Below are 26,040 nucleotides of genomic sequence, written 5' to 3' on the forward strand. Positions count from 1 at the left end.
CTCTTTATTTACGCCCAATTATCGATTATCTTTAGATTTTCCTTTGAACAAGTGAATATGTTCTAGTGCTTTCCCTGTTCCGATCGCCACACAGTCAAGCGGATCTTCAGCAATAATGACCGGCATTTTTGTTTCATCACTAATGACTTTGTCAAGATTACGCAGCAATGCACCACCGCCTGTTAAAACGATTCCACGGTCCATAATATCTGCTGCCAGCTCAGGTGGCGTTTTTTCAAGTGTCATTTTGACCGCATCGACAATTGTTTCCACCGTATCGCGAAGCGCTTTTGCAATTTCTTCTGCCGTAATAGAGATCGTTTTTGGCAGACCTGTTAAAAGGTCACGGCCGCGAATGTCCATCTCATCATGTACGTCAGGCTGCGCAGAACCGATTTCCATTTTAATCGCTTCTGACGTGCGATCACCAATCATAAGATTATACGTTTTACGAATGTAGCTGCTGATCGCATCATCCATCTCGTCTCCTGCCACACGGATCGATTGAGATGTCACAATACCGCCAAGTGAAATAATGGCTACTTCTGTTGTACCGCCGCCAATATCTACAACCATGCTTCCAGTTGGCTCCCATACAGGAAGGTTAGCGCCGATTGCCGCAGCAAATGGCTCTTCAATAGGGTATGCGTCACGAGCACCAGCTTGTCTTGTTGCATCAATGACAGCACGCTCTTCTACTGCTGTAATACCAGATGGTACACACACCATCACGTACGGTTTACGAGCAAAAAGCCCTTTACCTTTTAATGCTTGATTAATGTAATATTTCATCATTGTTGCTGTCGTCTCGTAGTCTGCAATGACTCCGTCTTTCATTGGGCGCAGTGCCACAACATTACCAGGTGTACGACCGATCATGTTTCTAGCGTCATTTCCAACCGCCACTATAGACTTCGTATCAGTTTCCAAAGCTACGACCGAAGGTTCTCTCACAACAATGCCTTTTCCTTTAATAAAAACAAGCGTATTCGCTGTTCCAAGATCTATTCCAAGGTCTTTTGTACCAATTCCAAACATATGTATGTATCTTCCTTTCTTAAACCAAAATTCCCTTTAGGGAAAAACTCATAAACTCTATTATATCGTAAAACATTGAAAAAAAAAGTGTTACAAATACCCTTTTTCCTTCAAACTCACAAATTTTTGATCACCGATCACTAGATGATCAAGCAGCTGTATTCCAATCAGCTTCCCACATTCAAAAAGTCGCTGTGTGACTTCAATATCTTCCCTGCTGGGCGTCGGATCTCCAGATGGATGGTTGTGCACACATATAAATGAAGCGGCCGAACGTTTAAAGGCCTCTTTAAAAATTTCGCGCGGGTGAACAATCGACGAATTTAGACTTCCGATAAACACAGTATGTTTATGAAGAACTTGATTTTTGGTATTGAGATAAAGACAAACGAAATTCTCCTGCGTCAAAAATCTCATATCTTCCATCACAAAATTCGCACCATCCTCCGGCGTGCGGATCACATAACGATTGTCCGTCGTTTGATGGTGTAATCTAGTGCCGAGTTCTAAAGCAGCTAAAAGAGAGATCGCCTTCGCTTTTCCAACTCCTCGAATCTTTGACAATTCTTCAATAGAAGCTTCCTTCACAGAACGAAGACCACCAAATGTTTGCAAAAGTCTTGCGGACACTTGAAGAACTGATTCCTTTTTTGTGCCTGTTCTCAAAAGAATCGCGACAAGTTCATGGTTTGATAAGCTGCTTGGGCCATATTTGACAAATCGTTCGCGCGGCTTTTCATCATGAGGAAAATGCTTCAGCAGCATAGGGAAATGATTCAAGATCTACACTCCTTTTTTGATTCCTTCCCGTCATCAAAAAGGGGTGATACCAAATGTTTCAAGCACTCTGACTGTTTTAGCAATAGGGAGTCCTACAACGGAAAAATAATCACCGTCTATTTTTTGTACAAACAGTGCACCTTTTCCTTGAATGCCGTAGCTTCCAGCTTTATCAAGAGGCTCACCGGTTTCAATATAACGGTCTATTTCATCTTGTGTAAGCGGCCAAAATGTCACGTCTGTCTGTTCATAAAATGTTTCTTTTCTATTCTCTGATTGAATCGTGACACCAGTCAAGACTTGATGTGTCTTACCTGACAATAATTGAAGCATTGAGGCTGCATCTTCCTTGTCTTTTGGCTTTCCAAGACATTTGCCATCAATTGCAACAATTGTATCTGCACCAATGATCACAGCTTTGGGATGTATTTTTTGAATATCATTTGCTTTTTGTTCTGCCAACCATTGGACGTTCTCAGCAGGAGAAAGGTTTCGATTTATTTCTTCTTTTAAATCACTTGCTTGAATGTCATAAGAAAACCCTGCTAAATCAAGCAATTCTTTTCTTCTAGGTGATTGAGATGCGAGTATTAACTGGTTCATGTTTGTTCATCCTTTCAGGGTTTAGCCTAAGAAGTAAGATACCCATTCATCCTATCAAATGAACATCTTACCGACAATTAACGAAAATGCCATTTTCATGTTCCTACATCATTATGTTGGAAGCAAAAGAAAAAAACTAGTCATTTTTAGACTAGTTTGGCTGTTAAAAACATGATTTTACGTATTTAGTTGATCTAATAGCGCTTGCTGAGATTTCCAGCCATTTTCAGCAGATGGGTCATTTAAAAGCTGTACAGCTTTCAGCAAACTGCTTTTGGCTGGTGCGTCGGTTGTTTTGGCATTTTCAAGCTCAGAAATCAACTGAGTGACTTCTTTTTGATCCACATCTTCTCCTGCAATCACCTTAGAGGATAAGACAGATGCCTTCTCTATTAAACCTGTCAGCTCATCCGGCACTTGAAATGAGAGCTCTTTTCCTCCCCATGCTTCAAAATGCTGATCGATCAATTTTTTCCCAACGGCACTTGTCATGCCTTGTTCTGTGGCAAGTCCGGCAATAACATAATAGCCATCATCCATTGATACCTTTTTACCTGCATATCCTGCCTCTTTTAAACTGTCAACTAAGTCATCTGCTCCTTTTTCAGAAGAAAACTTTCCAGCCTGCACCACAAAGGTTGAAAAATGACCTGATGCACTTTTTTCACCTTCATTGTCCTTTGACGTATCTGCAAGATCAGCCGGTGGTGCATCTCCCCCAGCTTTCGCCGAAGGCCCGCTTCCAGATGCTGAGACGCTGATATGATCGCCTCCTGATGGATTGGCAGATCCATCTTTGCTTAAACTTAGTGCAAATACACCGAGGCCTGTCCCTAGAACGACTGCAAACACAATCGTTGTCATCACTCGTTTGAAGGGACCGCGGTTTTTACTGAACTTCTGGTCAAAAGAACCTTTTTTCTTTTGATAAGGTGTGACAACCTTTGGATCCGAATGATAAATGTGATCAGCTGCATCGTCCCATTGAAAATCTTCTTCTTTCGGTTTAGACGGTTCTTCCCCGGAAGCGGCTGTCTCCTGTTCCGACTGCCTCTTTTCCTCCCAGTTCGAAAACGTCACTTGATCCTCTTGCTGTTTTTGAGGCTGATGCTCTTCTCCATGCAGCATTTCTTCCTTGCCATTAATATTGACCTTTAACCCTTGTTTTTTTGCCTGCCTTTTTTTCACTGTCGTTCCCCGCTTTCTGACATTGTTTGTAAGAAAGACCTTTCTGTCCAATGAAATAGCGCGAATGTAACCCGTCCTTCTTTCTGTTTCACACTTTAACATAGCCAATAAAAAAAAGAACAAGACTTTTGTCGGCAGGTTCAAAAAGTGTTCGCCAATTTTCTCATCCGAAAAAATCGCGAATTGGGTTTAACAGATCACCACAAAAAAGATAAAACCAGAAAGAACAAGCGATGGCAGGAACAAAAGGAAAGGGTTCATTTGCCTTGTAAGAAAACACCTTTGCGTAAACCATTCCCGTGACAGACGAAAGAAAAAGAATGATCAGAAACGGCTTAAATCCGAAGCAAAATGCAAGCACACCAAATAGTTTGACATCCGCTCCCCCCATACTATTTGGCTTGAAATGTTCTAAACTATAAAACAAAAGAAGACAAATAAGAAGAGATGCCGCTCCTTCCCACCAAATAAAAAGCGGTTCTAGCGTGCGGTATATGACGAAAAGAGGAAAAAAGAAGAGAAAGAGCTCGTTGGGTACTCTCATATAAAAAAGATCGCTCACGACAGCAATCACGAATAAACTACATAGACTCACAAGAAAAAGGCCCTCAAAAGAGAAACCAGCATGTCTATAAACGAGTAAAAAAAGGCCGCCTGTCAACAGCTCAACCATTGGATAAAGCAAAGAGAGCCGGGTTCTACAATGCTTACATGACCCTTTCAATACAATATAAGAAAAAAGCGGGAGCATGTCGTGAAAAGAAAGCGGCTCTTTACAAGCTCCGCAGTGTGAACGAGGAAAAAGAATAGACCGCTTCATTGGAAGCCTCTCACCAACAAGATGAAAAAATGACCCCATGACCATGCCTGTGAAAAACATAAAAAAATCAATCAAATTAGGTGACTCCTTCCGGAAATAGAATAGACCGGATTGTACCATAGCGATTCACCTTTGATCACCTTGAGAAAAAGTGATTTTCCCCTCTCCTACATATCAAAAGAAAAAAGACGCACATTGCATAGAAGCAATTTGCGTCTTTTCCTTACTGTAAAATACGACTTCGTACATCTGAGATAAAATAAAGGGAACCTGTCACCAGAATCATTGCTGAAGGGTCATCTCTTTTCTTCTGAATGAAGTCAAGCACTGCACGAGGGTCTTCATCAAACGATTTTGCTTCTAAATGACTGCAAGCATAAAGCTTTTCCGCTGATTCTGCTCTTGGAAAGTCAAAGGAAACAAAGTGAATCGATGAACTAATCCTTTCAAGCTTTTCGATCATTTGTTTGTAAGGTTTATCTTTTAACGCACTAAAACATACATGAACCTGTTTACTAGAAAAATGAGCTTGTACAGTTTCGATTAAACGGTCCATTCCTTCTTCGTTATGAGCACCATCTAAATAAACAAGAGGCTGATCTTGGATCTTTTCAAATCTTCCAGCCCACACTGCTTGCCGAATTCCTTCATACACTTGCTCATTTAGCACATGGATATATCCTTCTTGCTCCAGCCATTCGATCAGTAGAACGGCAAGGGAAGCGTTCTGCATTTGATGCGTTCCGATTAACCCTGTCTCTAGCTGCGAGTACTCCCTTTTTGGGGTAGTGAATGTGAAGCGTTCACCTGTTTCCGTCGGCTGCTGGTCCTTAAAGGTACAAGTATCCTGTAACGAGATAAACGGCGCATTCTTTTCTTCGGCTTTGTGTTGAATCACAGTAAGAGCTTCCGCTTGATGAACGGCCGTGATTATCGGAATCCCAGCTTTAATAATGCCAGCTTTTTCTGCTGCAATCTGATCAAGTGTGTCGCCTAAAATGGCCATATGATCGTGACCAATCGACGTAATTGCTGTTAAGATGGGCGCTGCCACATTTGTAGAATCAAGTCTTCCGCCAAGTCCTGTTTCCAAGAGGACAAAGTCTACTTGGTGCACATGGGCAAAATAAGCAAACGCACATGCTGTAATAATCTCAAACTCTGTTGCTGCACCAAGCTCTGTATCATCTAATTCATCAACTAAAGGCTTGATTTCGTTCACCAAACTCAGCCACTCTTCGTCCAAAATCGGCTCCCCATTAACACTAATTCGTTCATTGAACGTTAAAATAAATGGCGAAGTGAAGGTTCCAACTGAATAGCCCGCTGACTGTAAAATGGATCGAGTAAATGCAATCGTTGATCCTTTTCCATTTGTTCCAGCCACATGCACCGCTTTTATTTTTTGTTCAGGATGGTCTAGTCTGTCCATCAGCCATTTCATTCGTTCAAGTCCCGGTTTGACACCGAAAGCGAGTCTGCTATGAATCCATTCAATGGCTTCATGATAGGTTGTAAACAATGTCATCTCTCATTTCATACGAAATTTTCAAAAAAGACGACTCCAATTCATTAGGAGCCGTCTTTTCACTCTTATGCTTTCAGCTCTTCAATACGCTTTTGAACAGCTTCGCGTTTTGCGACATAATCACGTTCTTTCGCACGCTCTTCTTCTACGACACTTTCAGGCGCTTTTTTCATAAAGCCTTCATTGCCAAGCTTTTTCTGAACTCGTTCCACTTCTTTTGTCAGTTTATCAAGCTCTTTTTGCAGACGAGCAATTTCTTCATCTAAGTTGATTAAGCCTTCAAGCGGCAGAATGAGTTCTGCTCCAGAAATAACAGCCGTCATCGCTTTATCACTAGCTGGGACATCTGTGCCAATTTCAAGAACACTTGGGTTCGTGAAGCGCTCAATATATGAACGATTTTTCTCTAAACGTTCCTGAACATCAGATGTAGATGCTTTAATGTAAAGCTCAACTTGTTTGCTCATTGGCGTGTTCACTTCACTGCGAATGTTACGAACAGAACGAATCAGTTCAACAAGCAGTTTCATATCAGCAGAAGCTTGTTCGTTGGAAAGCTCCGGCTTCACTTCAGGCCATGCCGCTACAGTAATGGACTCACCTTCATGAGGTAGATGCTGCCAGATTTCTTCTGTTAAGAACGGCATAAACGGATGTAGAAGTCTCATCGTTTGATCTAATACATACGCAAGGATCGAACGAGTCGTTTTCTTCGCTGCTTCATCTTCTCCATAAAGCGGAAGTTTCGCCATTTCAATGTACCAATCACAGAAATCATCCCAAATGAAGTTGTATAAATGTCTGCCCACTTCACCGAATTCATACTTGTCAGCAAGCTGTGTGACACTTTCAATTGTTTCATTTAAGCGTGTTAAAATCCATTGATCAGCAACTGATTTTTCTCCTGTCAAATCAAGCTCATCGTACGTTAAACCATCCATATTCATGAGAGCAAAACGGGATGCGTTCCAAATTTTGTTCGCAAAGTTCCAAGTGGATTCAACCTTTTCAAAGCTAAAACGTAAATCTTGACCTGGAGAGCTTCCAGTCGCTAAGAAATATCTCAATGAATCCGCTCCGTACTTGTCGATAACCTCCATTGGATCAATTCCGTTGCCAAGTGACTTACTCATTTTACGCCCTTGTTCATCGCGGATAAGACCATGAATGAGGACATCTTTAAATGGTTTTTCTCCTGTGAATTCAAGACCTTGGAAGATCATACGAGATACCCAGAAGAAGATGATGTCATAGCCTGTTACAAGCAGATTGGTTGGGTAGTAGCGCTTGAAGTCTTCACTGTCTGCATCTGGCCAGCCCATTGTAGAGAAAGGCCAAAGCGCTGAACTAAACCATGTATCAAGTACATCGTTATCTTGCTCCCAGTTTTCAATATCTTCTGGCGCATCAAGTCCCACGTATACTTCCTTCGTTTCTTTATGATACCAAGCCGGGATGCGGTGTCCCCACCATAGTTGACGAGAAATACACCAATCACGAATGTTTTCCATCCAGTGTAAATACGTCTTTTCAAATCGGTCTGGAACAAATTGAACTTGCTCATCACCTTTTTGCAGATTGATGGCTTCATCTGCGAGCGGCTGCATTTTCACAAACCATTGTGTTGATAAATATGGCTCCACTACAGCGCCACTGCGCTCACTGTGACCAACTGAATGCATGTGGTCCTCAATTTTGAACAAAATGCCTTCTTCTTGAAGATCTTTCACAAGCTGTTTACGACATTCGAAGCGGTCCATTCCTTTGTATTGAAGTGCGTTTCCATTCATTGTGCCATCTTCATTCATCACAAGAATGCGCTCTAGGTTATGACGGTTTCCAAGCTCGAAGTCATTCGGGTCATGAGCCGGCGTAATTTTTACAGCTCCTGATCCAAATTCCATATCGACATAGTCATCCCCAACGATTGGAATCTCTCGACCTGTAATTGGTAAAACAACTGTTTTCCCAATCAAATGCTGATAGCGTTCATCTTCAGGATGTACAGCGACTGCCGTATCTCCAAGCATCGTTTCAGGTCTTGTCGTCGCAATTTCAATCGAACCTGATCCATCTGCAAGCGGATATCTCAAGTGATAAAACGCACCTTGCACATCCTTGTAGATGACTTCAATATCAGAAAGGGCCGTTTTTGTTGCTGGGTCCCAGTTAATGATGTATTCTCCGCGATAGATCAATCCTTTTTCATACAATTGAACAAACACTTGGCGGACCGCTTTATTCAAGCCTTCATCTAATGTAAAACGCTCACGCGAATAGTCTAGACCTAGACCCATTTTCGCCCACTGGCTGCGAATAAAATCGGCATACTCTTCTTTCCACTTCCACGTTTCTTCTACAAATTTTTCACGTCCGAGATCATAGCGGCTCACACCTTCTTCGCGAAGCTTCGCCTCGACCTTTGCTTGTGTTGCAATACCCGCATGGTCCATTCCTGGTAGCCATAAAACATCATAGCCCTGCATCCGTTTCATACGAGTCACGATATCTTGAAGAGTTGAATCCCAAGCATGCCCTAAGTGTAATTTTCCTGTCACGTTTGGTGGAGGAATGACGACTGTATATGGATCTTTCGTTTTGTCATTTTGTGCTTCGAAGAATTTCCCTTCAAGCCAGTACGTATAGCGGTCTTTTTCAATCGCATTTGGATCGTACTTTGTTGGCATTTCTTGATTATTTGTTCCCATTTGTGTTACCTCCACATTTTTTCGGCTGATGAAACATAAAAAAAGCCTTTTCATCCTTATAAAAGGACGAAAAAGCTTTTTCGCGGTACCACCTTTTTTCACGAAACACTTAGACGTGTCCCGTACTCTCTAAAGGATAACGGGGATCTCCCGAATTTCTCTACTACATGTTTCAAGAAATTAAGCTCACAGGCGACCTTCCAAACAAGTGCATCCTAGAAAACCTTTCAGCTATTGGTTTCCCTCTCTTTAGGGGCTTGCTCGTACTCTTCCTGATCCACGCTTACGATATATCACGTTCATCAGCTTATACTCATCTTTTATTAATATTACTAAATGCCTTTTGTTTTCGTCAATCATCTTTTCCGCTTTTCTTCTTCTTTATACAAATTGGGCAGGCACCCTTTGCCTCTTTGCCCATATGATAATAACAAAATAAAGAAGGAGGGCGTTTTATTTTGAAAAAGATCAATCCTTACACACTCCCCCCATGGCTTAGACAAATTCGGGCAGTTGCCTCCCAAGTCGTTCTCCCGATTGCCATATTTCAAGGCTTTCGCACGATCATTTTTCCCACAACATTTGACGTCCTCATCTTAGGAATTCTTATATTTCTCGCCTGTGCCTTTCACCTTGATTGGTTTTAAGAGAGCTGAAAGCTGCAGGCTCACTCTTATGTATAGGTCCCTCGTTAGACATTTCATAGCGCAACAGCAAACAACCTCGTCACTCTTCTGATGACGAGGCGTTTTGTTCTTCTTCAAGGCGTCTAGCCTGCTCAATTTCGTGTATTTTCATGACGGTCGGCTCAGAATTTTTCATTTGCCAATACGCCCTTAACAGCTCTTGACAACTTTCCATCTCATCCTGTCCGCCTGCTTCATAGGCTTTCACCGTATCAAACAAACTCTGCGGATAAGCGAGGTAGCTCAAGAACAAATGAATCTCTTCCTCACGAAGTTTATTTCCCTTTTGATACGTATAAAACAAAGATGTGCATTCAGGACAAGGAGTAGGGTAGGTTTTGAATGTGCGATAGTAAAAAGTCAAAAGGTCATAAATGGGGGCAGCCTTTTTGGACCGCTCAAAATTGGTGAAATGTCCTGTACCTACATCATTGTACAAAAAGTGATGGATCGACAATTGCCCATGGTTTAACACAATACGTGTCGTCTCTTGGTCTTTCATTTCCTCATGCCAATCCTCTAAACGTTCAAGTGCAAATTCACTTGCAGACATCGCTTCTGAAAAATACATAGCAGCAGCCAGCTCAAATGGCGACATATACCATGTTTGTTCTGCCCGCTCGATAAATCGTTCATACATGTCTTTCTCTGTTTCCCATTTGCTTTTCATTTGGGTGTAGTGAGCCTCTATTTCCTGCTCAGTAATGTCCATCATGACTTCTGTTCGTTTATGAAGTCTTGCAATCTCTTGAAATAAATATTCATGTTTATCGTCCTGCTCTTCTCTCTTTTCATTGGTCAGCCATGGCATGAGATAATACGTGTACTGGCTTTCCCGATGATTAGAGAAAAAGGAACCGCTCTTCGTGCGATAAATCGGCACAAACGAGCGATAGCCTTTTGATTCTAGTTCAAGCATTTGCTCTGTAAACTGCATGTGTCGATGGGGCTTTACCCGCTTTAGTGCAAATACGCCCTGCTTTGTATACACTCTAACGACAGCTGGACTGACAGGTTCGATATATTCAGCCTCAAGCCCGTATTCGTATAGGACAGATTGGATTTCATCCACGTTCTCTCACCACATTTTCTCGGTCCATCATCTCATACTATGCATTGCTTTTTTGATATTCAGGAATATAAAGAATCTGCCCTTCTTCAAGCTCTGCATCCACCGACAATGAATTCGTTCGAAGGAGCTGCTGCACATTCAACTGATATCGCTCACAAATACGATCGACCGTATCTTCTTGCTGAACTATACATATTTTCATGCGAGAAAAATCTTCCTCCTCCTGCTTAGCGAACAGCTTCGTTAAATAAAGAGAATTCTCACTGCCAGACGCTTCTCTCTGGTCATGTTCAAACTCCTCAGCTTCTTGAGCTGATTCATACACCTTTGGTGCTTCACGTTCATATAATCGTTCGAACTGATAGCTGTCATCCCGCTCTTCCTGCGTCTGTTCCATCTGATAAGTAGGTGATTCAAAGGCTGGATAAGCTGGCGGCTCTTCTTCTTCCTTGCTCTCTGCTTCAGGGTCTTTCCTCACTTCCACCTCAAAGAACGTATCATCCCGCTCCTCTTCTTCTAACAGCTTAGGCGGGTCAAAGAATGGCGGCTCTTGTACTTGAGCTTCTGGGAAGGAACGATACCCAAGCGCCACGGCTTCTTCTTCCTCGTATTCCTCCTCTTCTTCTGCTTCTTCCACCATCACCGTCTCGATGTCTATTTCATCCTCTTCTTGTTCAGTTCGCGCTTCATGTTGCAAAGCGGCCTGCTGTTCCGCATTTTCTTCATGCTCTTCACGTGGCAGCATTTCTTGCTCTTCATATTCAGGCTGCGCCTGATATTCATAAGTGACATCGCCATATTCCTCTTCAGCACGATGGACAAATTCATATGGCTCTTCTACAAGTGGTTCAGGCGTTCCTTCATCTAACAGACCTTCAATGGCCAAATCAGCCTGAATCGTGAGCAAACGGCTTTCTGTCAGCTGGTAATCAAATGCATCAATAAACACAAATACATCATTTAAATGACTAATTTTGTTCTTGGGGATCGTGATATCCACCGGAAATTGATGCAGCAGCTCCGCCGTTCCGTCCTCTCTTACCTTCACCTCATCAGCCTGCCTGTATGATGCATAGGAACTGGATTCACCCATTAGCTCCTCTTGATTTATGTTGTATTCTCCTGTTAGCTCGAGTGAACCTCTAATGGAAACATAATCATTCACTTCTTGAACGAGAATGTCAGGATCGAGAGAAATTGACAGTAGCTCACTGACTTCCTGTCCGTTTTTGAAATAAATGGACTCTTCTACCGAAAACTGTAATCGATTGTTTTGAGACAAGTCGGTGTCCTCCTTTCATCTAATCCTTCAAAATAAAATTAGATGTCAATACAGGTGTATGAAGGAGGCGGTGAAAATATGATTGGTTTTATGCAAAGCAAAAAGCCGATATGTCTCCATATCGGCTCAGCGTGTAGACAAACCCTCGCATTCGGTGTCAGTCCTGCGCGCTGGTGCTCACGAATGTCAAATTCGCTCCGCTCCAGTACTCGTCCTTCCTAGACTGCAAAGGTTTTCTTTCACGCTGAAAAGAAGACAAAGGGCTAAAATAAAGTTCATTTTAACCCTTTGTCAACGATCTAAGCCGATATGTCTCCATATCGGCTTTTGGTTACTGAGCTAATTTTTGAAATACCTTTTCAACTGTCTCAATTGTATACTCGATGTCTTCATCCGTATGAGCAGTTGAGAGGAACAGCCCTTCGAATTGTGAAGGTGGAAGGAAGATGCCGTGATCAGCCATTTCCTTGTAGAATTCAGCGAATAAAGCGAGGTCAGCTGTTTTCGCTGTATCGTAATTGACGACTTGTTCGTTTGTAAAGAAGAATCCGATCATGGAACCGGCACGGTTAAATGTTAATGGAATCCCATGTGCTTTCGCCGCTTTTGAAATGCCTTCTTCCAAACGATCTCCTTTGCGTCTAAACTCTTCATAAGACTCAGGTGTCAGCTGTTTTAATGTTTCAAGACCTGCTGTCATCGCAAGCGGGTTACCGGATAACGTTCCTGCTTGATAAATCGGGCCGCTTGGCGCAATTTGTCTCATAATGTCCGCTCTACCGCCATAAGCACCAACTGGCAAGCCGCCTCCGATGACTTTACCAAGACATGTCAGATCAGGCGTAATGCCAAAATAGCCTTGGGCACAATGATAATCCACACGGAAGCCTGTCATGACCTCATCAAAAATGAGTAAAGAGCCATATTGCTCAGTGATGTCTCTCAATCCTTGCAAGAAACCTTCTTGTGGAGGGACAACCCCCATATTTCCTGCAACTGGTTCTACAATGACACCTGCAATGTCGTCTCCAAATTCTTGAAAAGCGACTTTGATGCTTTCTAAATCATTGTATGGAACGGTGATCGTATTGCTTGCTGTACCTTCAGGGACACCAGGGCTATCCGGAAGTCCAAGCGTTGCCACACCCGAACCAGCTTTAATGAGCAAAGAATCACCGTGGCCATGATAACAGCCTTCAAATTTCACAATTTTGTTTCTGCCTGTAAAACCACGTGCTAGACGAAGCGCACTCATCGTCGCCTCTGTTCCAGAGCTGACCATACGAATGACCTCAATAGAAGGAACTCGTTCTGATACAAGCTTAGCTAATTCATTTTCAACTAAAGTAGAAGCACCGAAGCTTGTACCATGTTCAGCTACTCGCTGAATGCTTTCAACCACACGGTCATTCGTATGCCCTAAAATAAGCGGTCCCCACGATAAGACATAATCAATATATTCATTTCCGTCAATATCGTATATTTTTGCGCCTTTGCCTCGTTCCATAAAAATCGGGTCTGTATTGACTGATTTAAATGCGCGCACAGGGCTGTTCACACCACCCGGCATTAACTGCTGCGCTTCTTTAAATGCTTGCTTTGACTTTTCATAGCTACGTCCCATTTCAATGTCCTCCTGTCTATCCGTTCTTTATTCTGAGAGCCATTTCGCTGCATCTTTTGCATGATACGTAATGATTAATTCTGCGCCTGCACGTTTCATGCTAGTCAGCATTTCAAGAACAAGCTCTTTTTCAGAAATCCAGCCATTTTGAGCTGCTGCTTTCACCATTGCATACTCTCCGCTCACATTGTACGCAACAACAGGAAGTGTAAATTCATTTTTCACATCACGCATGATATCTAAGTATGAAAGTGACGGCTTCACGATCAGGAAGTCAGCGCCTTCTTCTACATCAGACTGCGCTTCTCTCAGTGCTTCTAAGCGGTTTGCAGGGTCCATTTGATACGTTTTACGATCTCCAAACTGCGGTGTGCTATGCGCCGCATCACGAAACGGACCGTAAAAAGCACTTGCATATTTCACAGCATATGACATCACAGGCACATGAACAAAGCCGGCCTCATCAAGCGCCTCACGAATTGCGATAACAAAGCCATCCATCATGTTTGATGGAGCAATGATATCTGCACCTGCACGAGCCTGACTGACAGCGGTTTTCGCTAAGAGCTGAAGAGATTCATCATTTAAAATTTCTCCATCTTCAACGATTCCGCAATGTCCGTGATCTGTATATTGGCATAAGCAAGTATCAGCAATGACCACAAGCTCTGGGAAATGCTTTTTGATTTCAAGCGTTGCTCTTTGAACAATCCCATGATCGTGATAAGCTTCACTGCCTACATGGTCTTTATGGTCTGGTACCCCAAAAACAATGATAGATTTAATCCCAAGGTCAACAAGCTCTTGGACTTCTTCTTTCACAAGATCAACTGAAATGTGATAGACACCCGGCATTGAAGGGACTTCTTTCCGGACATTCTCTCCCTCTACAAAAAAGATGGGATAAATGAAATCAGAGGGTCTTAAAAATGTTTCTCTCACCAATTCTCTCATTCCTGCGCTTGTACGCAATCTGCGGTGTCTGTTAAATTTCATCATTGGTTCAACTTCCTTTCAGATAAACGGCACATCAAATCAAGCATCCCGTCTATCGTATAAGTATCTGGGGTTTCAGAAGAAATCCCGTATTGAAGCAGTGCCTCTTGTGTAAGAGGACCGATGCTCACAAAACATGTGTCTGATGCAGCTAATCTATCGATATCAGCCTCCATGGCGTGCATAAAAGAATGAACAGTGGAGGAGCTTGTAAATGTAATAAAATCAAATGATTGCTCCATCATTGCCGACTTGAGTGCGATAATTCCGTCCTCATCCTTCACTGTTTCATATATAATCCACTCTTTTACGTCAATGCCAAGCGGAACGAGGGTATTCTTCACCACATCTCGTGACAGGTGGCCTTTTGCTACAAAGACACATTCTTCTGGGTGTACATGTTCAATTAAAGCATCTGCCAGTTCTTCTGCTATAAAACGTTCTGGAACCACATCCACTTTTAAGCCGTGCTGCATCAGATAGGCAGATGTTTTTTCACCTACGGCCGCCACTTTCAAGTGGGATAAGCTTTGATGTAATTGATGCTTCTCTATATAACTGAGAAAAAAAGACGCACCATTTACACTTGTAAACACAAGCCAATGGCTTGCTTCTAAGTCTTCTAAAAATGCCTTCGCTTTTTCTTTTGTCAGCGTTGGCTCAAACCTGATAAGAGAGGTTAAAACAGCATGGCCGTTCAGCGCTTCAATTTTCTGCTGAAACGCACCCGCTTGACGTTCATTTCGAGTGACAAGCACCGTCTGTCCGTAAAGCGATTTGGCTATCGTCATTGGGAAGACAGATCCTTTTTCACCTTGTCGATCAAATCCTTTGCTCCCTTATCAGCCATCTGCTTCGCACATGCTGTTCCAATTGCCTCAGGATCAGTACCTGTTACGGTTTCTCGAATAATCGTATGCCCATCCGCAGATGCCACAAGACCTGTCAATTCAATTTCATCACGCTCATTCATCGTTGCGTAACCAGCGATCGGCACTTGACAGCTTCCATCCATTTGTTGAAGGAAGGCTCTTTCAGCAAGGACCGTTTTCTTTGTATACTCATTTGTGAATTGAGCTAACAGCTGCAATAGCTCTTCGTCATCTCCCCGGCATTCTATCGACAATGCGCCCTGCCCTACAGCAGGAAGGCAAGTATCAGGAGATAAAAATTCCGACACGACTTCTTGACTCCAGCCCATTCTAGACAATCCGGCAGCCGCTAGAATAATCGCATCATATTCTTCATTTTTCAGTTTTTCAAGTCTCGTATCAATGTTTCCACGGATCCATTTAATCTCAAGATCTGGTCTCTCCTGAAGAAGCTGGGCACTGCGCCGTAAGCTGCTCGTTCCCACAACCGCTCCCTTTGGCAGTTCATGAAGACGGAGATGATCCTTTGAAATCAATGCATCCCGCACATCTTCACGCTCAGGAATACAGCCGATGACTAAACCTTCCGGAAGAGAGGCCGGCATATCTTTCATGCTGTGTACCGCCATGTCAATGTCATGGTTCAGCATTGCCTGTTCAATCTCTTTAACAAACAGACCTTTTCCGCCAACCTTTGATAAGGTCACATCTAAAATTTGATCACCCTTTGTCACAATCTCTTTAATTTCAAAAGAATAAGAAGGGTTTAGTTCAGACAACTTTTGAATGACCCATTTTGTTTGTGTAATCGCAAGTTTGCTTCGTCTAGAACCTACTTTAATTGTACGCATTACGTCTTCCTCCCGACAATGCCCTTAAGACTCATCATTATTGAAACCAATGAAAGGTTGATAAGCTACCAAGCAGAAAATAATTGATCATCAGCACAAGAAATGAAGCGACATTCCATCGCGCCACGATTTTGCCCTGCATATTTCTCACCAGTCTAATGTATAAGTAAAAGCCGTATAAAAACAGCATAATAAACGAACCGAGCACCTTTGCATCTGTCCAGTACAACGTATCATACGAAATATATGCCCATATAATGCCAAGAATTAAACTAAGCAAGAGCATCGGCACGCCAATAATATTTAAGACATACGCCATATGATCAAGCTTTGATAAGTCTTCAATTCTCAAAAGCCATTTTCCCCATTTTTTCTTTTTCAGCAAACGATATTGAAATAGGTAGAGTAGTGAAAAAGCAAATGAAAGTGAAAAAGCGCCGTATGATAAAATGGCCATCGTAATATGAATGACGAGCAGCTCACTCGTCAGCTTTCCCGTCAGTTCGGCAGAATGAAGATCAGATGGTGTAAAGGTGTGAATCGCCATCATGGAAAAACCAATCACATTTGTAAAAAAGACAATAAATTCAACGCGTAATACTTTTGTCAAAACAAGTGACAATGTCACAAGCACCCACGTATAAAAATATAACCCCTCTGCTACATTCAACACAGGGAATCGGTCTGTTTCCATCATAATATAAAACATGTAGACTGTTTGCAGCAGCCAGACAATAGAAAGCAACCAGAAAGCCATTTTTCCAGCCTTCCGGTTGTGTTGAAGAAAATCTATGAAATAGAACAAGACACTGAGTGCATAGATCAAGGTCGTCGCTTCACCTAGTCTCGCTACAATGGATTCCATCATCGCCTAATCACTCACTGGCAACTGTAGCAAGGCCTTGTGCCATATTTGTTTTAAACAGCTGAAACGCCCCTTGCTCCACCTGCATCGGCTCTGCCTTTTGCTCTTCATCTTCAACCTGTAAATCAAAGATTTCTTTAAAGAGTAAAAGTTTTTCCTCTGCATTCGGCTCCCCGGCAATTTCTTTGGCCTTTAAGATAGGATCTTTCAGCATTTGATTGATGATGCTTTTCGTATGTTTATTTAACAACTTCATTTCACGATTTGTGAGGTTTGGAAGCTTTCGTTCGATGCTTTGCATCGTATCCGCTTGAATCGAGAGTGCTTTTTCTCTTAAAGCAGAAATCACAGGAACCACTCCGAGCGTATTAAGCCATTGCTTAAATTCCACAATTTCAGCTTCGATGAGAAGCTCCACCTCTTCAGCTACTGCACGTCGCTCTTTCAGGTTAGCTGCCACAATGCCCTCAAGGTCATCAATGTCATACAAAAAAGCACCTTCTACTTCAGAAATAGCTGGATCTAAATCACGTGGTACTGCAATATCCACCATGAATAGAGGTCTGCCTTTTCTCTGTTTGTTCGCTTTTTCGACCATTTCCTTTGTGATCACAAATTGTTTAGCCCCAGTAGAGCTAATTAAAATATCCGCTTCAGATAATGTCTTTTCTAATTGATTCAAGCTCTTAGGCTCTCCTGAAAAGCGGCCGGCCAGTTCTTTGGCCTTTTCAAACGTTCGATTGATGACTGTTACCTGGCCAATCCCTTGACCTTGAAGGTTTTGAGCCGCCAGCTCGCCCATTTTACCCGCACCAAGAATAAGGACATGTTTATCAGAAAGACGTCCAAAGATTTTTTTGGCAAGTTCCACTGCCGCATAGCTGACAGATACAGCATTAGACGCAATATCTGTTTCCGCATGAGAGCGCTTCGCAACTGTTACCGCCTGCTTAAACAAATAATTGAAAACGGTACCAATGGTCTTCTCCTCTTGAGCGACTTTAAAGCTTGAGCGCACTTGACCGAGTATTTGTGTTTCACCAATGACCATAGAATCAAGTCCACAGGCAACCCGGAATAAATGCTCAACCGCTCCATCATTTTCATAAAATTTCAAATATGGAGAGACATCTTCTTTTTCTAAACCGAACCAATCTGCTAAAAATCTTTTTATATAAAACCGACCAGTATGAAGCTGATCTACAACTGCGTAGATCTCTGTTCGATTACATGTTGAGATGACGATATTCTCTAGAATGCTTTTTTCTTCTTTAAGCTTGGACATCGCTGTTCCGAGCTCGCTCGGTTCAAAGCTCAGCTGTTCCCGTATCTCAACAGGGGCTGTTTTATAATCTAAACCCACAACAAGAATATGCATAACTTCAGCTTGCACCCCCAACGCCCTGTCTAATTTATAATAATTACAATATAGAATTTATTATTTATAATGATTATAACATATATTCATTTTTAACTGGATAAAAATTGTGAACAGATTTCAAAAATGTTGTGATATAGTAGAAAAATGTTCGACATCGAATGCCATATCATCACTTCAAGCAATTTACCAGATTTGGCGCGTGCGGACAAATGATCTGCTTATAAGAAGGTGACATCTTTGAAGAAGAAATCTATTTTGCTGCCGCTCACTTTGCTGGCTGTAGCACTATATGCCATTCTCTCAGGAGATCAATTTGACATTTGGAAAGATCAGGAGAAATGGTATACACTTGTACTGCTTTTTGGCCTTGCTTTCTTATATCAAGGAAAGAAGGAACAGGAAACCTCTCATGTGTTTATCGGTATGCTCATGACAGGCCTTGCGCTACACTTTATCCTTCAGCCGACATTAGAACACTGGCCAGATACATTTACGATGATTGTGTTCATCGTCGGCCTCGCACTTTTGATGAAATCATCACAGAAAAAGGAATATCGAATAGAAAGTGTTGTTCTCATTGCACTCGGTCTATTCCTTTATTTCTTTCAACAAATTACGAAGCAACTTAGCACACTTTCGATCCCTACTTCCGGTTTTGAATTGTACTGGCCATATGTATTGATTGCCGTCAGTCTCCTCTTATTATTTTTAAAAAGGAAATAACTTATACAATATAATTGTTTGAAAAGCCATCAATTGGATGTTTTATAATACACATCTTACGAGAAGAATAAGATCCAGTTTAACTGATATAGACGACAATAACCGCCTTATCTGCAGTTGCTTGTGTAGCAACATTTTGCAGGTAAGGCGGTTTTGTTTTTCTCCCCTTATGTCAAGTATCATTAAATTGATATCAGTGTCACTGTCAAGCAATTATTGTCATTTTTATGGTTTCGTCTTAAGTTCATTTTCATCAGGTAATCTAAATCCAAATTCTTTTTCCCATAAATCATTTCCGCTATCAAACATTTCATTTAGTATATCCACTTCATCAGCTTGATTCCCAAATCCAGCATCATGAGCTAAAATAATGCCGAAATACGACATACAATCGTAATAATAGTTTTGTGGTAACAGCATATGTAAATGCCAAACCTCATCAATTTCAGTATTTGGGGCAAAAGAACAATCGGGATATTTTTTGATCATGAACCAAAATTTTTTGTATTGATCTACTAATCGAGTGACATTCTCTTTATCCATTCCTTCAAAATAGTAACCAAACTTCAAACATGCTTCTACTAAGTCCACCGAAAAGTCAGGATAACTCACTTTATCCATTCATTGAATTCCCCTTTTTAAAATATTTTTTAGAATCAAAAATCGAATGATTCCTATACAAAGACATAATGGAATGATGTAAGCAATATTGAAAAATTTCGAACTTTCCAACATGAATGTAATCACTGTAATGATTAATATCGTTCCTAGCTGATTCAATGTATTCATACCTGCAAGTGCCATACTTCTATAGTGAGGATCAAAAAAAACTAAAAAAGATGCTTTGATTAAGCTCATAAACAACGGGTTAATGAGTGTCAAAATAAAAAAACCAATTAAAAACAGTGAACTATTGGGCGCTAAAATCATTAGAATTAACCCAAACATGAGATATATCGTTATAAGATAGACTTTCGAATGTATTTTTTGTATATCCATTCTTCGGATCAATAGATTTCCTAGTAAAACAGATACTCCGCCAATTAGCCAAAATAATGATACAGTAAGATCACTTGCCGAAAACGTTTCTTTCAGAATAATAAACGAATAATTCATTACTACAGGTAAAAACATCCCATCAATAAACATGATGAACAAATAACTCTTTGGTACTTTTTTAAATATTTCAACATTCGCGAAAGATATACTTTCGATTTTCAACTGGGCAACAATTGGATACAAATACTCATAAACCAACAAACCAATAAAAAAGAGCAGAAAAACAAGATACATTTCTGATCCAAAGAATATAAACAAAATTGGCCCACTAAAGAAACCAATTGTTTTAGCTGAGAGTAAAAACATATTACGATATGCAATATCTTTATGGGGTTGATTGGATAAAAACATGTTAAATCCCGATTCTAAAATAAACGATAAGCCATTTATAAAAAATTGAAAAGCAAGCATTAAAAAAAACATTAGATTAAATAATTGATTGTTTAAAGCAAAAAACGAAGCAAGGGTTAGGATAGACAATGTGGTGACGAAAAATTTTGCCGTGTATCTAGATAAAACTTTAAATAAATAGTTGCTCACAATATTACTTAAAATAAACGAAAAGCCACCAATCAAATACATACTGCCTGCATAAAAATATGAACCAGTCATCTCAAAGAAATAAAGAGGCAATCCAGTCCAAACTAGTGCCCCTATGAAAACAATCATAGTATCCAAATAAACTAATGTACTCACTCTACTAATATTCATGTACACTATTCCTTATTTAAGTGTTAAGAAACAGAGATTCTAAAAAACCTCTGTTTCTCATTATACTCTCTTACTTTTTCTTTAATTCCTTTTGTATTTCTTTCATTTCATTTAGCGAGTAATTATAGCATGTTCTCGCTTTCAGTTTTGATTGTTTTTCCTTCATTTCATTTAGTGAGTAATTGTAACAAGTTCTTGCTTTTAATTTCATTATTACCACTCCTATCTGAAATATTTTCAATATCATATTACTGCACTTGATTTTATTTGTAAATATGTAAATTAATTATAATTTAGCATCTATTTAAATAAACTTTCGGCATTCAATAATTTCTAGAAACAGAACGAATTTAAACTTAATCGCTTTCCTTCAAGTTCTATGTTTTTCTCAGCATATGAAAAAAAGTTGTAAGAAAACAAATGTTTTCTTACAACTTTTTATTATCTTCTTAGCTGTTAATCTTCGCAAGGATCGCATTCCAGGCTTCATCTTTTCCCTTTTTTGTTTCAGAAGAGAAAAGGATTAATTCATCTGATGGGTCGATGTCGAGTGTCTGTTTGACGACTTTCGCATGCTTTTCCCATTTGCCTTTTGGAATTTTATCGGCCTTTGTCGCAATAATGATCACAGGAACTCCATAGTATTTAAGGAATTCATACATGTTCACATCATCTGCGGATGGCTTATGACGCAGATCCACAATTTGGACGACTGCTTTTAACTCTTCACGCATTGTAATATACGTTTCGATCATTCTCCCCCATGCTTCGCGCTCTGTTTTTGATACTTTTGCAAAGCCATAACCTGGGACGTCCACAAAATGGAGCATATCATTAATAATGTAAAAATTAAGCGTCTGGGTCTTTCCTGGTTTAGAAGACGTACGCGCTAAATTTTTCCGATTAATCAATGAGTTAATGAACGAGGACTTTCCAACATTTGATCGTCCAGCAAGTGCGATCTCAGGCAGTCCCCCGCTCGGGTACTGCTCTGGTTTCACCGCACTAATGACGATATCTGATTTTGTTACTTTCATCTTCCCTCTCCTACTAACGCTTTCTCAAGCACCTCATCTAAATGTGAAACCGGAATAAAAGTTAATCCTTCTCTCACACTTTCAGGAATATCATCAATATCCTTCTCATTGTCCTTTGGAAGAATAATCGTTTTCAGTCCTGCACGATGTGCGCCTAATGCTTTTTCTTTTAATCCGCCAATCGGAAGCACTCTTCCTCTTAACGTAATTTCTCCTGTCATGCCAACCTCTTTTGAAACAGGACGTCCTGTGAGTGCTGATACAAGAGCCGTCGCAATGGTAATACCAGCTGATGGCCCGTCCTTTGGAACCGCACCCTCTGGAACATGGATGTGAATATCGTGCTTTTCATTAAATTGAGGGTCAATGTTCAGTTCATCTGCTTTTGAACGAACATAACTGAATGCCGCCTGCGCAGATTCTCTCATGACATCACCGAGCTTACCTGTTAGCAAAAGCTTGCCTTTACCCGGTGAGAGTGAGACCTCGATGGACAAGGTGTCTCCGCCAACTGTGGTATATGCAAGGCCTGTGACAACGCCGACCTGATCTGTCGTTTCCGCCTGACCATAACGGTAAAGTCTTTTTCCGAGGAATTCAGATAAATTCTTTTCCGTCACTGTAATGCGTTTGCGGTCTTCAGCCACAATTGCTCTTGCCGCTTTTCGGCAAATCGCCGCAAGCTGACGCTCTAACCCGCGGACTCCTGCTTCTCTCGTGTAATAGCGAATCATATCGTAAATCGCTGCTTCACGAAGCTGCAAGTTCCCTTTCTTTAATCCGTGCTCCTTTAGCTGCTTCGGCAGAAGGTGATCTTTCACAATTTCTGCTTTTTCAACTTCCGTATACCCTGCAATCGTGATAATCTCCATTCTATCACGAAGTGGACCTGGAATGGTTGCTAAATTGTTGGCAGTTGCGATAAATAAGACTTGAGATAAATCAAATGTCTCTTCAATATAATGATCGCTAAAGTTATGATTTTGCTCTGGATCTAACACTTCAAGCATCGCAGAAGACGGATCTCCCCTAAAGTCAGAAGACATTTTATCAATTTCATCTAAAAGAAAGACCGGATTCATTGTGCCCGCCTTGCTCATCCCGCGAATGATACGGCCAGGCATCGCACCTACATAAGTTCTTCGATGACCACGGATCTCAGATTCATCACGTACACCGCCAAGAGAGATACGGATAAACTTTCGATCGAGTGATTTGGCAATGGATTTAGCAAGTGACGTCTTCCCTACCCCAGGAGGTCCTGCTAAGCAAAGAATCGGTCCCTTTAATGAATTTGTCAGTTTCTGAACAGCAAGATATTCGAGTACCCGCTCTTTTACTTTTTCAAGCCCGTGGTGCTCGTCATCTAAAATTTCGCTTGCAAGCTTTAAATCTAGACGATCTTCTGTATAAGTGCCCCACGGCAGATTGATCAGCCAATCAATATAATTGCGAATGACAGAACTCTCAGCAGAGCTTGAAGGGATTTTTTCATAACGGTTCAGTTCTTTTAAAGCCGTTTCACGAACGGAATCTGGCATGCCGGACTCTTCAATTTTAGCCATAAGCGTACTGACTTCGCCTGTTTTCCCCTCTTTGTCTCCAAGCTCTTTTTGAATAGCTTTCATTTGTTCGCGCAAATAATATTCTTTTTGCGTTCGCTCCATTGAACGTTTGACACGCTGGCCAATTTTCTTTTCAATCTCTAGCACTTCTTTTTCATTGTGAATGAGACTGATGACCCGATTCAATCGTTTTTTGACATCGACTGTTTCCAGCACTTCTTGCTTGTCTTTTAATTTCAAAGGAAGGTGGGAAGCGACGATATCCGCCATTCTTCCAGGTTCTTCAATATCCGTCACCGTTGCATATGTTTCAGCTGAGATTTTTTTTGAAATTTTTATGTACTGATCAAAGTGATCTAACAAAGTGCGCATGAGTGCTTCTGCTTCTGCGTCCTTTAATTCTTCTTCTGTCAACTCTTTAATATCGACTGACGTATAGTCTTCTAGCTCCATGTAGGATTCGATCTGCGCTCGATTTAAGCCTTCGACGAGCACACGGATCGTTCCATTTGGCAGCTTCAGCATTTGTTTAATTTTTGTGTAGGTGCCGACTTTGAAAATTTCCTCTTCACCTGGTTCATCTATTGAAATTTCCCGCTGTGTTGCTAGAAAAATCATATGATCGTTCATCATGGCCTGTTCTAATGCTTGAACAGACTTTTCGCGCCCAACGTCCAAATGCAAGACCATTGTTGGATAAACAAGCAAGCCTCGCAATGGAAGGAGCGGAACATTCTTTTTGATTTCATCTGCCATGTTGATAGACACCTCCGTCACTAGTATGAATCATTATAATATACCTGTTTCAGTCTTGTACAATGTAAAAGACTTGAGAAATGATGATCTTACCGTAGTATACCCTTTCTTTTTATCTTGAAAAAGAAAAAAAGATCTATTTCACTAAAAAATCCCCATATGAGATGGGGATTAAACAGATTTCCTTTTCATTTCTTCTTCTAGTCCATCTTTCTTCTCATCTGGCGGATTGACCAAACACTGATCCAGCACTTCTTGGAAATGCTTCACAGGCACAATCGTAACCCCTTCAATCTCTTTTAAGATCGACTGCTGATTGTCATAAGGGATGATCACTGTTTTGACACCCGCTTGTTTGGCTGCCTTGATTTTTGGTATGACACCGCCGATCGGCTTCACCTGACCTTGTAATCCAATCTCACCGGTCATCGCCGTTAAATGATCAATCGGAATTTGATGAATGGCTGAGAAAATGGCTGTGGCCATCGCAATTCCAGCAGACGGCCCATCAATCGGGGCACCAGCCGGAAAATTAATGTGGATATCATATTCATTTGTTCGTATGCCTAAGTTTCGAAGCACGGTTAAGACATTTTCAACTGAGCCCTTCGCCATACTTTTCCGTCTGATCGATTTCGACTGATTGCCGATGCTTTCTTCTTCCGCAATACCAGTAATATTGATACTGCCTTTTTCAAGCGCTTTACAAATGTTCACTTCAATTTCAAGCAGAGCCCCGCTGTTCGGTCCATACACGGCAAGACCATTTACTACTCCTACCTTTGGCTTTTCCGGTACTTTTTGTTCATATCTTGGTGTCAGCTGGCTTGAATGAATGACCCATTCTACATCGGCGATCGTAATATCTTTTCGGTTTTCAGTGACAGCCATACCTGCGGCGATCTGTACCATGTTGACCGCTTCACGTCCATTTTTCACATAGGATGTTAACAGGTTCAGTCCTTCGTCACTTAATTCCTTCTGTATTTTCTCGACTGCTTTAGCTGCAACAATTTTCAGCTCATGCTGATCCAAATCCTTGAAGAAAATCTCCAAACATCTTGATCGAATAGCCGGCGGAATTTCGTCCGGTGTTCTTGTCGTGGCGCCAATCAGTCGAAAATCAGCGGGCAACCCATTTTGAAAAATATCATGGATGTGATTCGGGATTTGCGTATTTTCTTCACTGTAATAAGCACTATCTAAAAACACTTTTCGATCTTCTAGCACTTTGAGCATTTTGTTCATTTGAATCGGATGCAGTTCTCCAATTTCATCGATAAAGAGAACGCCGCCATGAGCATGTGTGACGGCTCCTTGTTTCGGCTGCGGAATGCCTGCCTGTCCCATGGCCCCTGCTCCTTGATAAATGGGATCATGTACGGAACCAATCAAGGGGTCTGCGATGCCTCGTTCATCAAATCTTGCCGTTGTGGCATCAAGCTCAACAAATACTGCATCTTTTTTAAATGGTGAATCAGCGTGACGCTTCGCCTCTTCCATCACTAGACGGGCAGCAGCTGTTTTTCCAACACCAGGCGGCCCGTAGACGATGACATGTTGCGGGTTCGGTCCACACAGGGCAGCTTTAAGTGCACGTATACCGTCTTCCTGCCCTACAATATCTTGAAACCCCTTTGGCCGGACTCTCTCTGATAAAGGTTCACTCAGTTTAATGGATCGCATCTTTCTGAGTGCTTCCATTTCTTTCTTCGATTCTTTATCGATCGTCACCTTTTGTGTGCGCTGATTTTTCAGTAAGTTCCAAAAGTACAACCCGATGACGATACCAAAGAACAGTTGTATGAATAATACGATTCCTGTCCAGCTCAATCGGTGCTCCCTCCTTCATCTATCGTTATGTATTGGTTTCTGTCTGCTAGTATTTCCTAGAG

At 41.4% G+C, this 26,040-nt stretch carries 22 protein-coding genes and 1 other annotated feature; of the genes, 2 read left to right on the forward strand and 20 right to left on the reverse strand.

The annotated features are described in order from the left end of the window. Window positions 1-18: 18 nt before the first annotated feature. The 7 genes from NSQ17_RS12800 to NSQ17_RS12830 form a co-directional block, all read right to left on the reverse strand. A complete protein-coding gene (locus NSQ17_RS12800) occupies window positions 19-1,038 on the reverse strand; it encodes a rod shape-determining protein (RefSeq protein ID WP_007501538.1) in 1,020 nt (339 codons plus the stop codon). 90 nt (window positions 1,039-1,128) lie between these two features. After that, a complete protein-coding gene (radC, locus tag NSQ17_RS12805; protein ID WP_026050121.1) occupies window positions 1,129-1,803 on the reverse strand; it encodes a DNA repair protein RadC in 675 nt (224 codons plus the stop codon). A gap of 48 nt (window positions 1,804-1,851) precedes the next feature. Further along, entirely contained in the window at window positions 1,852-2,421 is a 570-nt protein-coding gene (locus tag NSQ17_RS12810) for a Maf family protein (protein ID WP_007501543.1), read from the reverse strand. Between the two features lie 177 nt (window positions 2,422-2,598). Continuing rightward, the gene (locus NSQ17_RS12815) at window positions 2,599-3,609 is read right to left on the reverse strand and encodes an SPOR domain-containing protein (protein WP_250026770.1); all 1,011 of its coding nucleotides are present in this window, start codon (window positions 3,607-3,609) and stop codon (window positions 2,599-2,601) included. 163 nt (window positions 3,610-3,772) lie between these two features. Continuing rightward, window positions 3,773-4,504 (reverse strand): prepilin peptidase, encoded by a 732-nt coding sequence (locus NSQ17_RS12820; RefSeq protein WP_342467471.1) that lies wholly within the window; start codon window positions 4,502-4,504, stop codon window positions 3,773-3,775. Between the two features lie 148 nt (window positions 4,505-4,652). Continuing rightward, entirely contained in the window at window positions 4,653-5,957 is a 1,305-nt protein-coding gene (locus NSQ17_RS12825) for a folylpolyglutamate synthase/dihydrofolate synthase family protein (RefSeq protein ID WP_342467472.1), read from the reverse strand. A gap of 65 nt (window positions 5,958-6,022) precedes the next feature. Continuing rightward, window positions 6,023-8,665, reverse strand: a complete 2,643-nt coding sequence (locus NSQ17_RS12830) for a valine--tRNA ligase (protein ID WP_024718405.1) — start codon at window positions 8,663-8,665, stop codon at window positions 6,023-6,025. Between the two features lie 59 nt (window positions 8,666-8,724). Then, window positions 8,725-8,954: a binding site (T-box leader), on the reverse strand. Window positions 8,955-9,120: 166 nt separating this feature from the next. Here NSQ17_RS12830 and NSQ17_RS12835 point away from each other — a divergent pair. After that, entirely contained in the window at window positions 9,121-9,312 is a 192-nt protein-coding gene (locus NSQ17_RS12835; protein WP_024718406.1) for a hypothetical protein, read from the forward strand. Window positions 9,313-9,391: 79 nt separating this feature from the next. Here the strand turns inward: NSQ17_RS12835 and ysxE are convergent, their stop codons facing one another. The 8 genes from ysxE to hemA form a co-directional block, all read right to left on the reverse strand. Then, window positions 9,392-10,423, reverse strand: coding sequence for a spore coat protein YsxE (gene ysxE / locus NSQ17_RS12840; protein WP_035391224.1), 1,032 nt, complete (start codon window positions 10,421-10,423; stop codon window positions 9,392-9,394). Between the two features lie 37 nt (window positions 10,424-10,460). Beyond that, on the reverse strand, window positions 10,461-11,705 hold the full coding sequence (locus NSQ17_RS12845) for a LysM peptidoglycan-binding domain-containing protein (protein ID WP_301231181.1): 1,245 nt from the start codon (window positions 11,703-11,705) through the stop codon (window positions 10,461-10,463). A gap of 331 nt (window positions 11,706-12,036) precedes the next feature. Then, window positions 12,037-13,329 carry a glutamate-1-semialdehyde 2,1-aminomutase gene (hemL, locus tag NSQ17_RS12850; protein WP_039167003.1) on the reverse strand — a complete coding sequence of 431 codons (1,293 nt, stop codon included), beginning with the start codon at window positions 13,327-13,329 and terminating at the stop codon, window positions 12,037-12,039. 27 nt (window positions 13,330-13,356) lie between these two features. Continuing rightward, on the reverse strand, window positions 13,357-14,328 hold the full coding sequence (gene hemB, locus NSQ17_RS12855) for a porphobilinogen synthase (RefSeq protein ID WP_007501555.1): 972 nt from the start codon (window positions 14,326-14,328) through the stop codon (window positions 13,357-13,359). Then, window positions 14,325-15,116: a uroporphyrinogen-III synthase gene (locus tag NSQ17_RS12860; protein WP_008342826.1), complete on the reverse strand. Its 792-nt coding sequence runs from the start codon at window positions 15,114-15,116 to the stop codon at window positions 14,325-14,327. The genes hemB and NSQ17_RS12860 overlap by 4 nt, the downstream gene beginning before the upstream one ends. Beyond that, a complete protein-coding gene (gene hemC, locus NSQ17_RS12865) occupies window positions 15,113-16,048 on the reverse strand; it encodes a hydroxymethylbilane synthase (protein ID WP_024718409.1) in 936 nt (311 codons plus the stop codon). The genes NSQ17_RS12860 and hemC overlap by 4 nt, the downstream gene beginning before the upstream one ends. Before the next feature lie 37 nt (window positions 16,049-16,085). Beyond that, the gene (locus tag NSQ17_RS12870) at window positions 16,086-16,916 is read right to left on the reverse strand and encodes a cytochrome c biogenesis protein (protein WP_007501558.1); all 831 of its coding nucleotides are present in this window, start codon (window positions 16,914-16,916) and stop codon (window positions 16,086-16,088) included. A 7-nt stretch (window positions 16,917-16,923) separates the two neighbouring features. Then, complete coding sequence (gene hemA / locus NSQ17_RS12875) at window positions 16,924-18,291, reverse strand: glutamyl-tRNA reductase (protein WP_024718410.1); 1,368 nt, start codon at window positions 18,289-18,291, stop codon at window positions 16,924-16,926. A 240-nt stretch (window positions 18,292-18,531) separates the two neighbouring features. Between hemA and NSQ17_RS12880 the strand changes: the two genes are divergently transcribed. Continuing rightward, window positions 18,532-19,017 carry a hypothetical protein gene (locus NSQ17_RS12880; RefSeq protein ID WP_135009361.1) on the forward strand — a complete coding sequence of 162 codons (486 nt, stop codon included), beginning with the start codon at window positions 18,532-18,534 and terminating at the stop codon, window positions 19,015-19,017. Between the two features lie 225 nt (window positions 19,018-19,242). Here NSQ17_RS12880 and NSQ17_RS12885 read toward each other — a convergent pair whose 3' ends face one another. From NSQ17_RS12885 to lonB, 5 genes are all read right to left on the reverse strand, one after another. Continuing rightward, on the reverse strand, window positions 19,243-19,638 hold the full coding sequence (locus tag NSQ17_RS12885) for a hypothetical protein (protein ID WP_035701766.1): 396 nt from the start codon (window positions 19,636-19,638) through the stop codon (window positions 19,243-19,245). Then, window positions 19,639-20,787: an MFS transporter gene (locus NSQ17_RS12890; RefSeq protein WP_301231174.1), complete on the reverse strand. Its 1,149-nt coding sequence runs from the start codon at window positions 20,785-20,787 to the stop codon at window positions 19,639-19,641. A 449-nt stretch (window positions 20,788-21,236) separates the two neighbouring features. Next, on the reverse strand, window positions 21,237-21,824 hold the full coding sequence (gene yihA / locus NSQ17_RS12895; RefSeq protein ID WP_007501562.1) for a ribosome biogenesis GTP-binding protein YihA/YsxC: 588 nt from the start codon (window positions 21,822-21,824) through the stop codon (window positions 21,237-21,239). Continuing rightward, complete coding sequence (lon, locus tag NSQ17_RS12900; protein WP_096881697.1) at window positions 21,821-24,145, reverse strand: endopeptidase La; 2,325 nt, start codon at window positions 24,143-24,145, stop codon at window positions 21,821-21,823. Before lon ends, yihA begins: the two co-directional genes overlap by 4 nt. Window positions 24,146-24,316: 171 nt before the next feature. Next, window positions 24,317-25,978, reverse strand: coding sequence for an ATP-dependent protease LonB (lonB, locus tag NSQ17_RS12905; protein WP_007501566.1), 1,662 nt, complete (start codon window positions 25,976-25,978; stop codon window positions 24,317-24,319). Window positions 25,979-26,040 lie beyond the last annotated feature (62 nt).

This window comes from Bacillus sp. FSL W8-0629 (assembly GCF_038593225.1).
Classification (GTDB): Bacteria; Bacillota; Bacilli; order Bacillales; family Bacillaceae; genus Bacillus; species Bacillus altitudinis.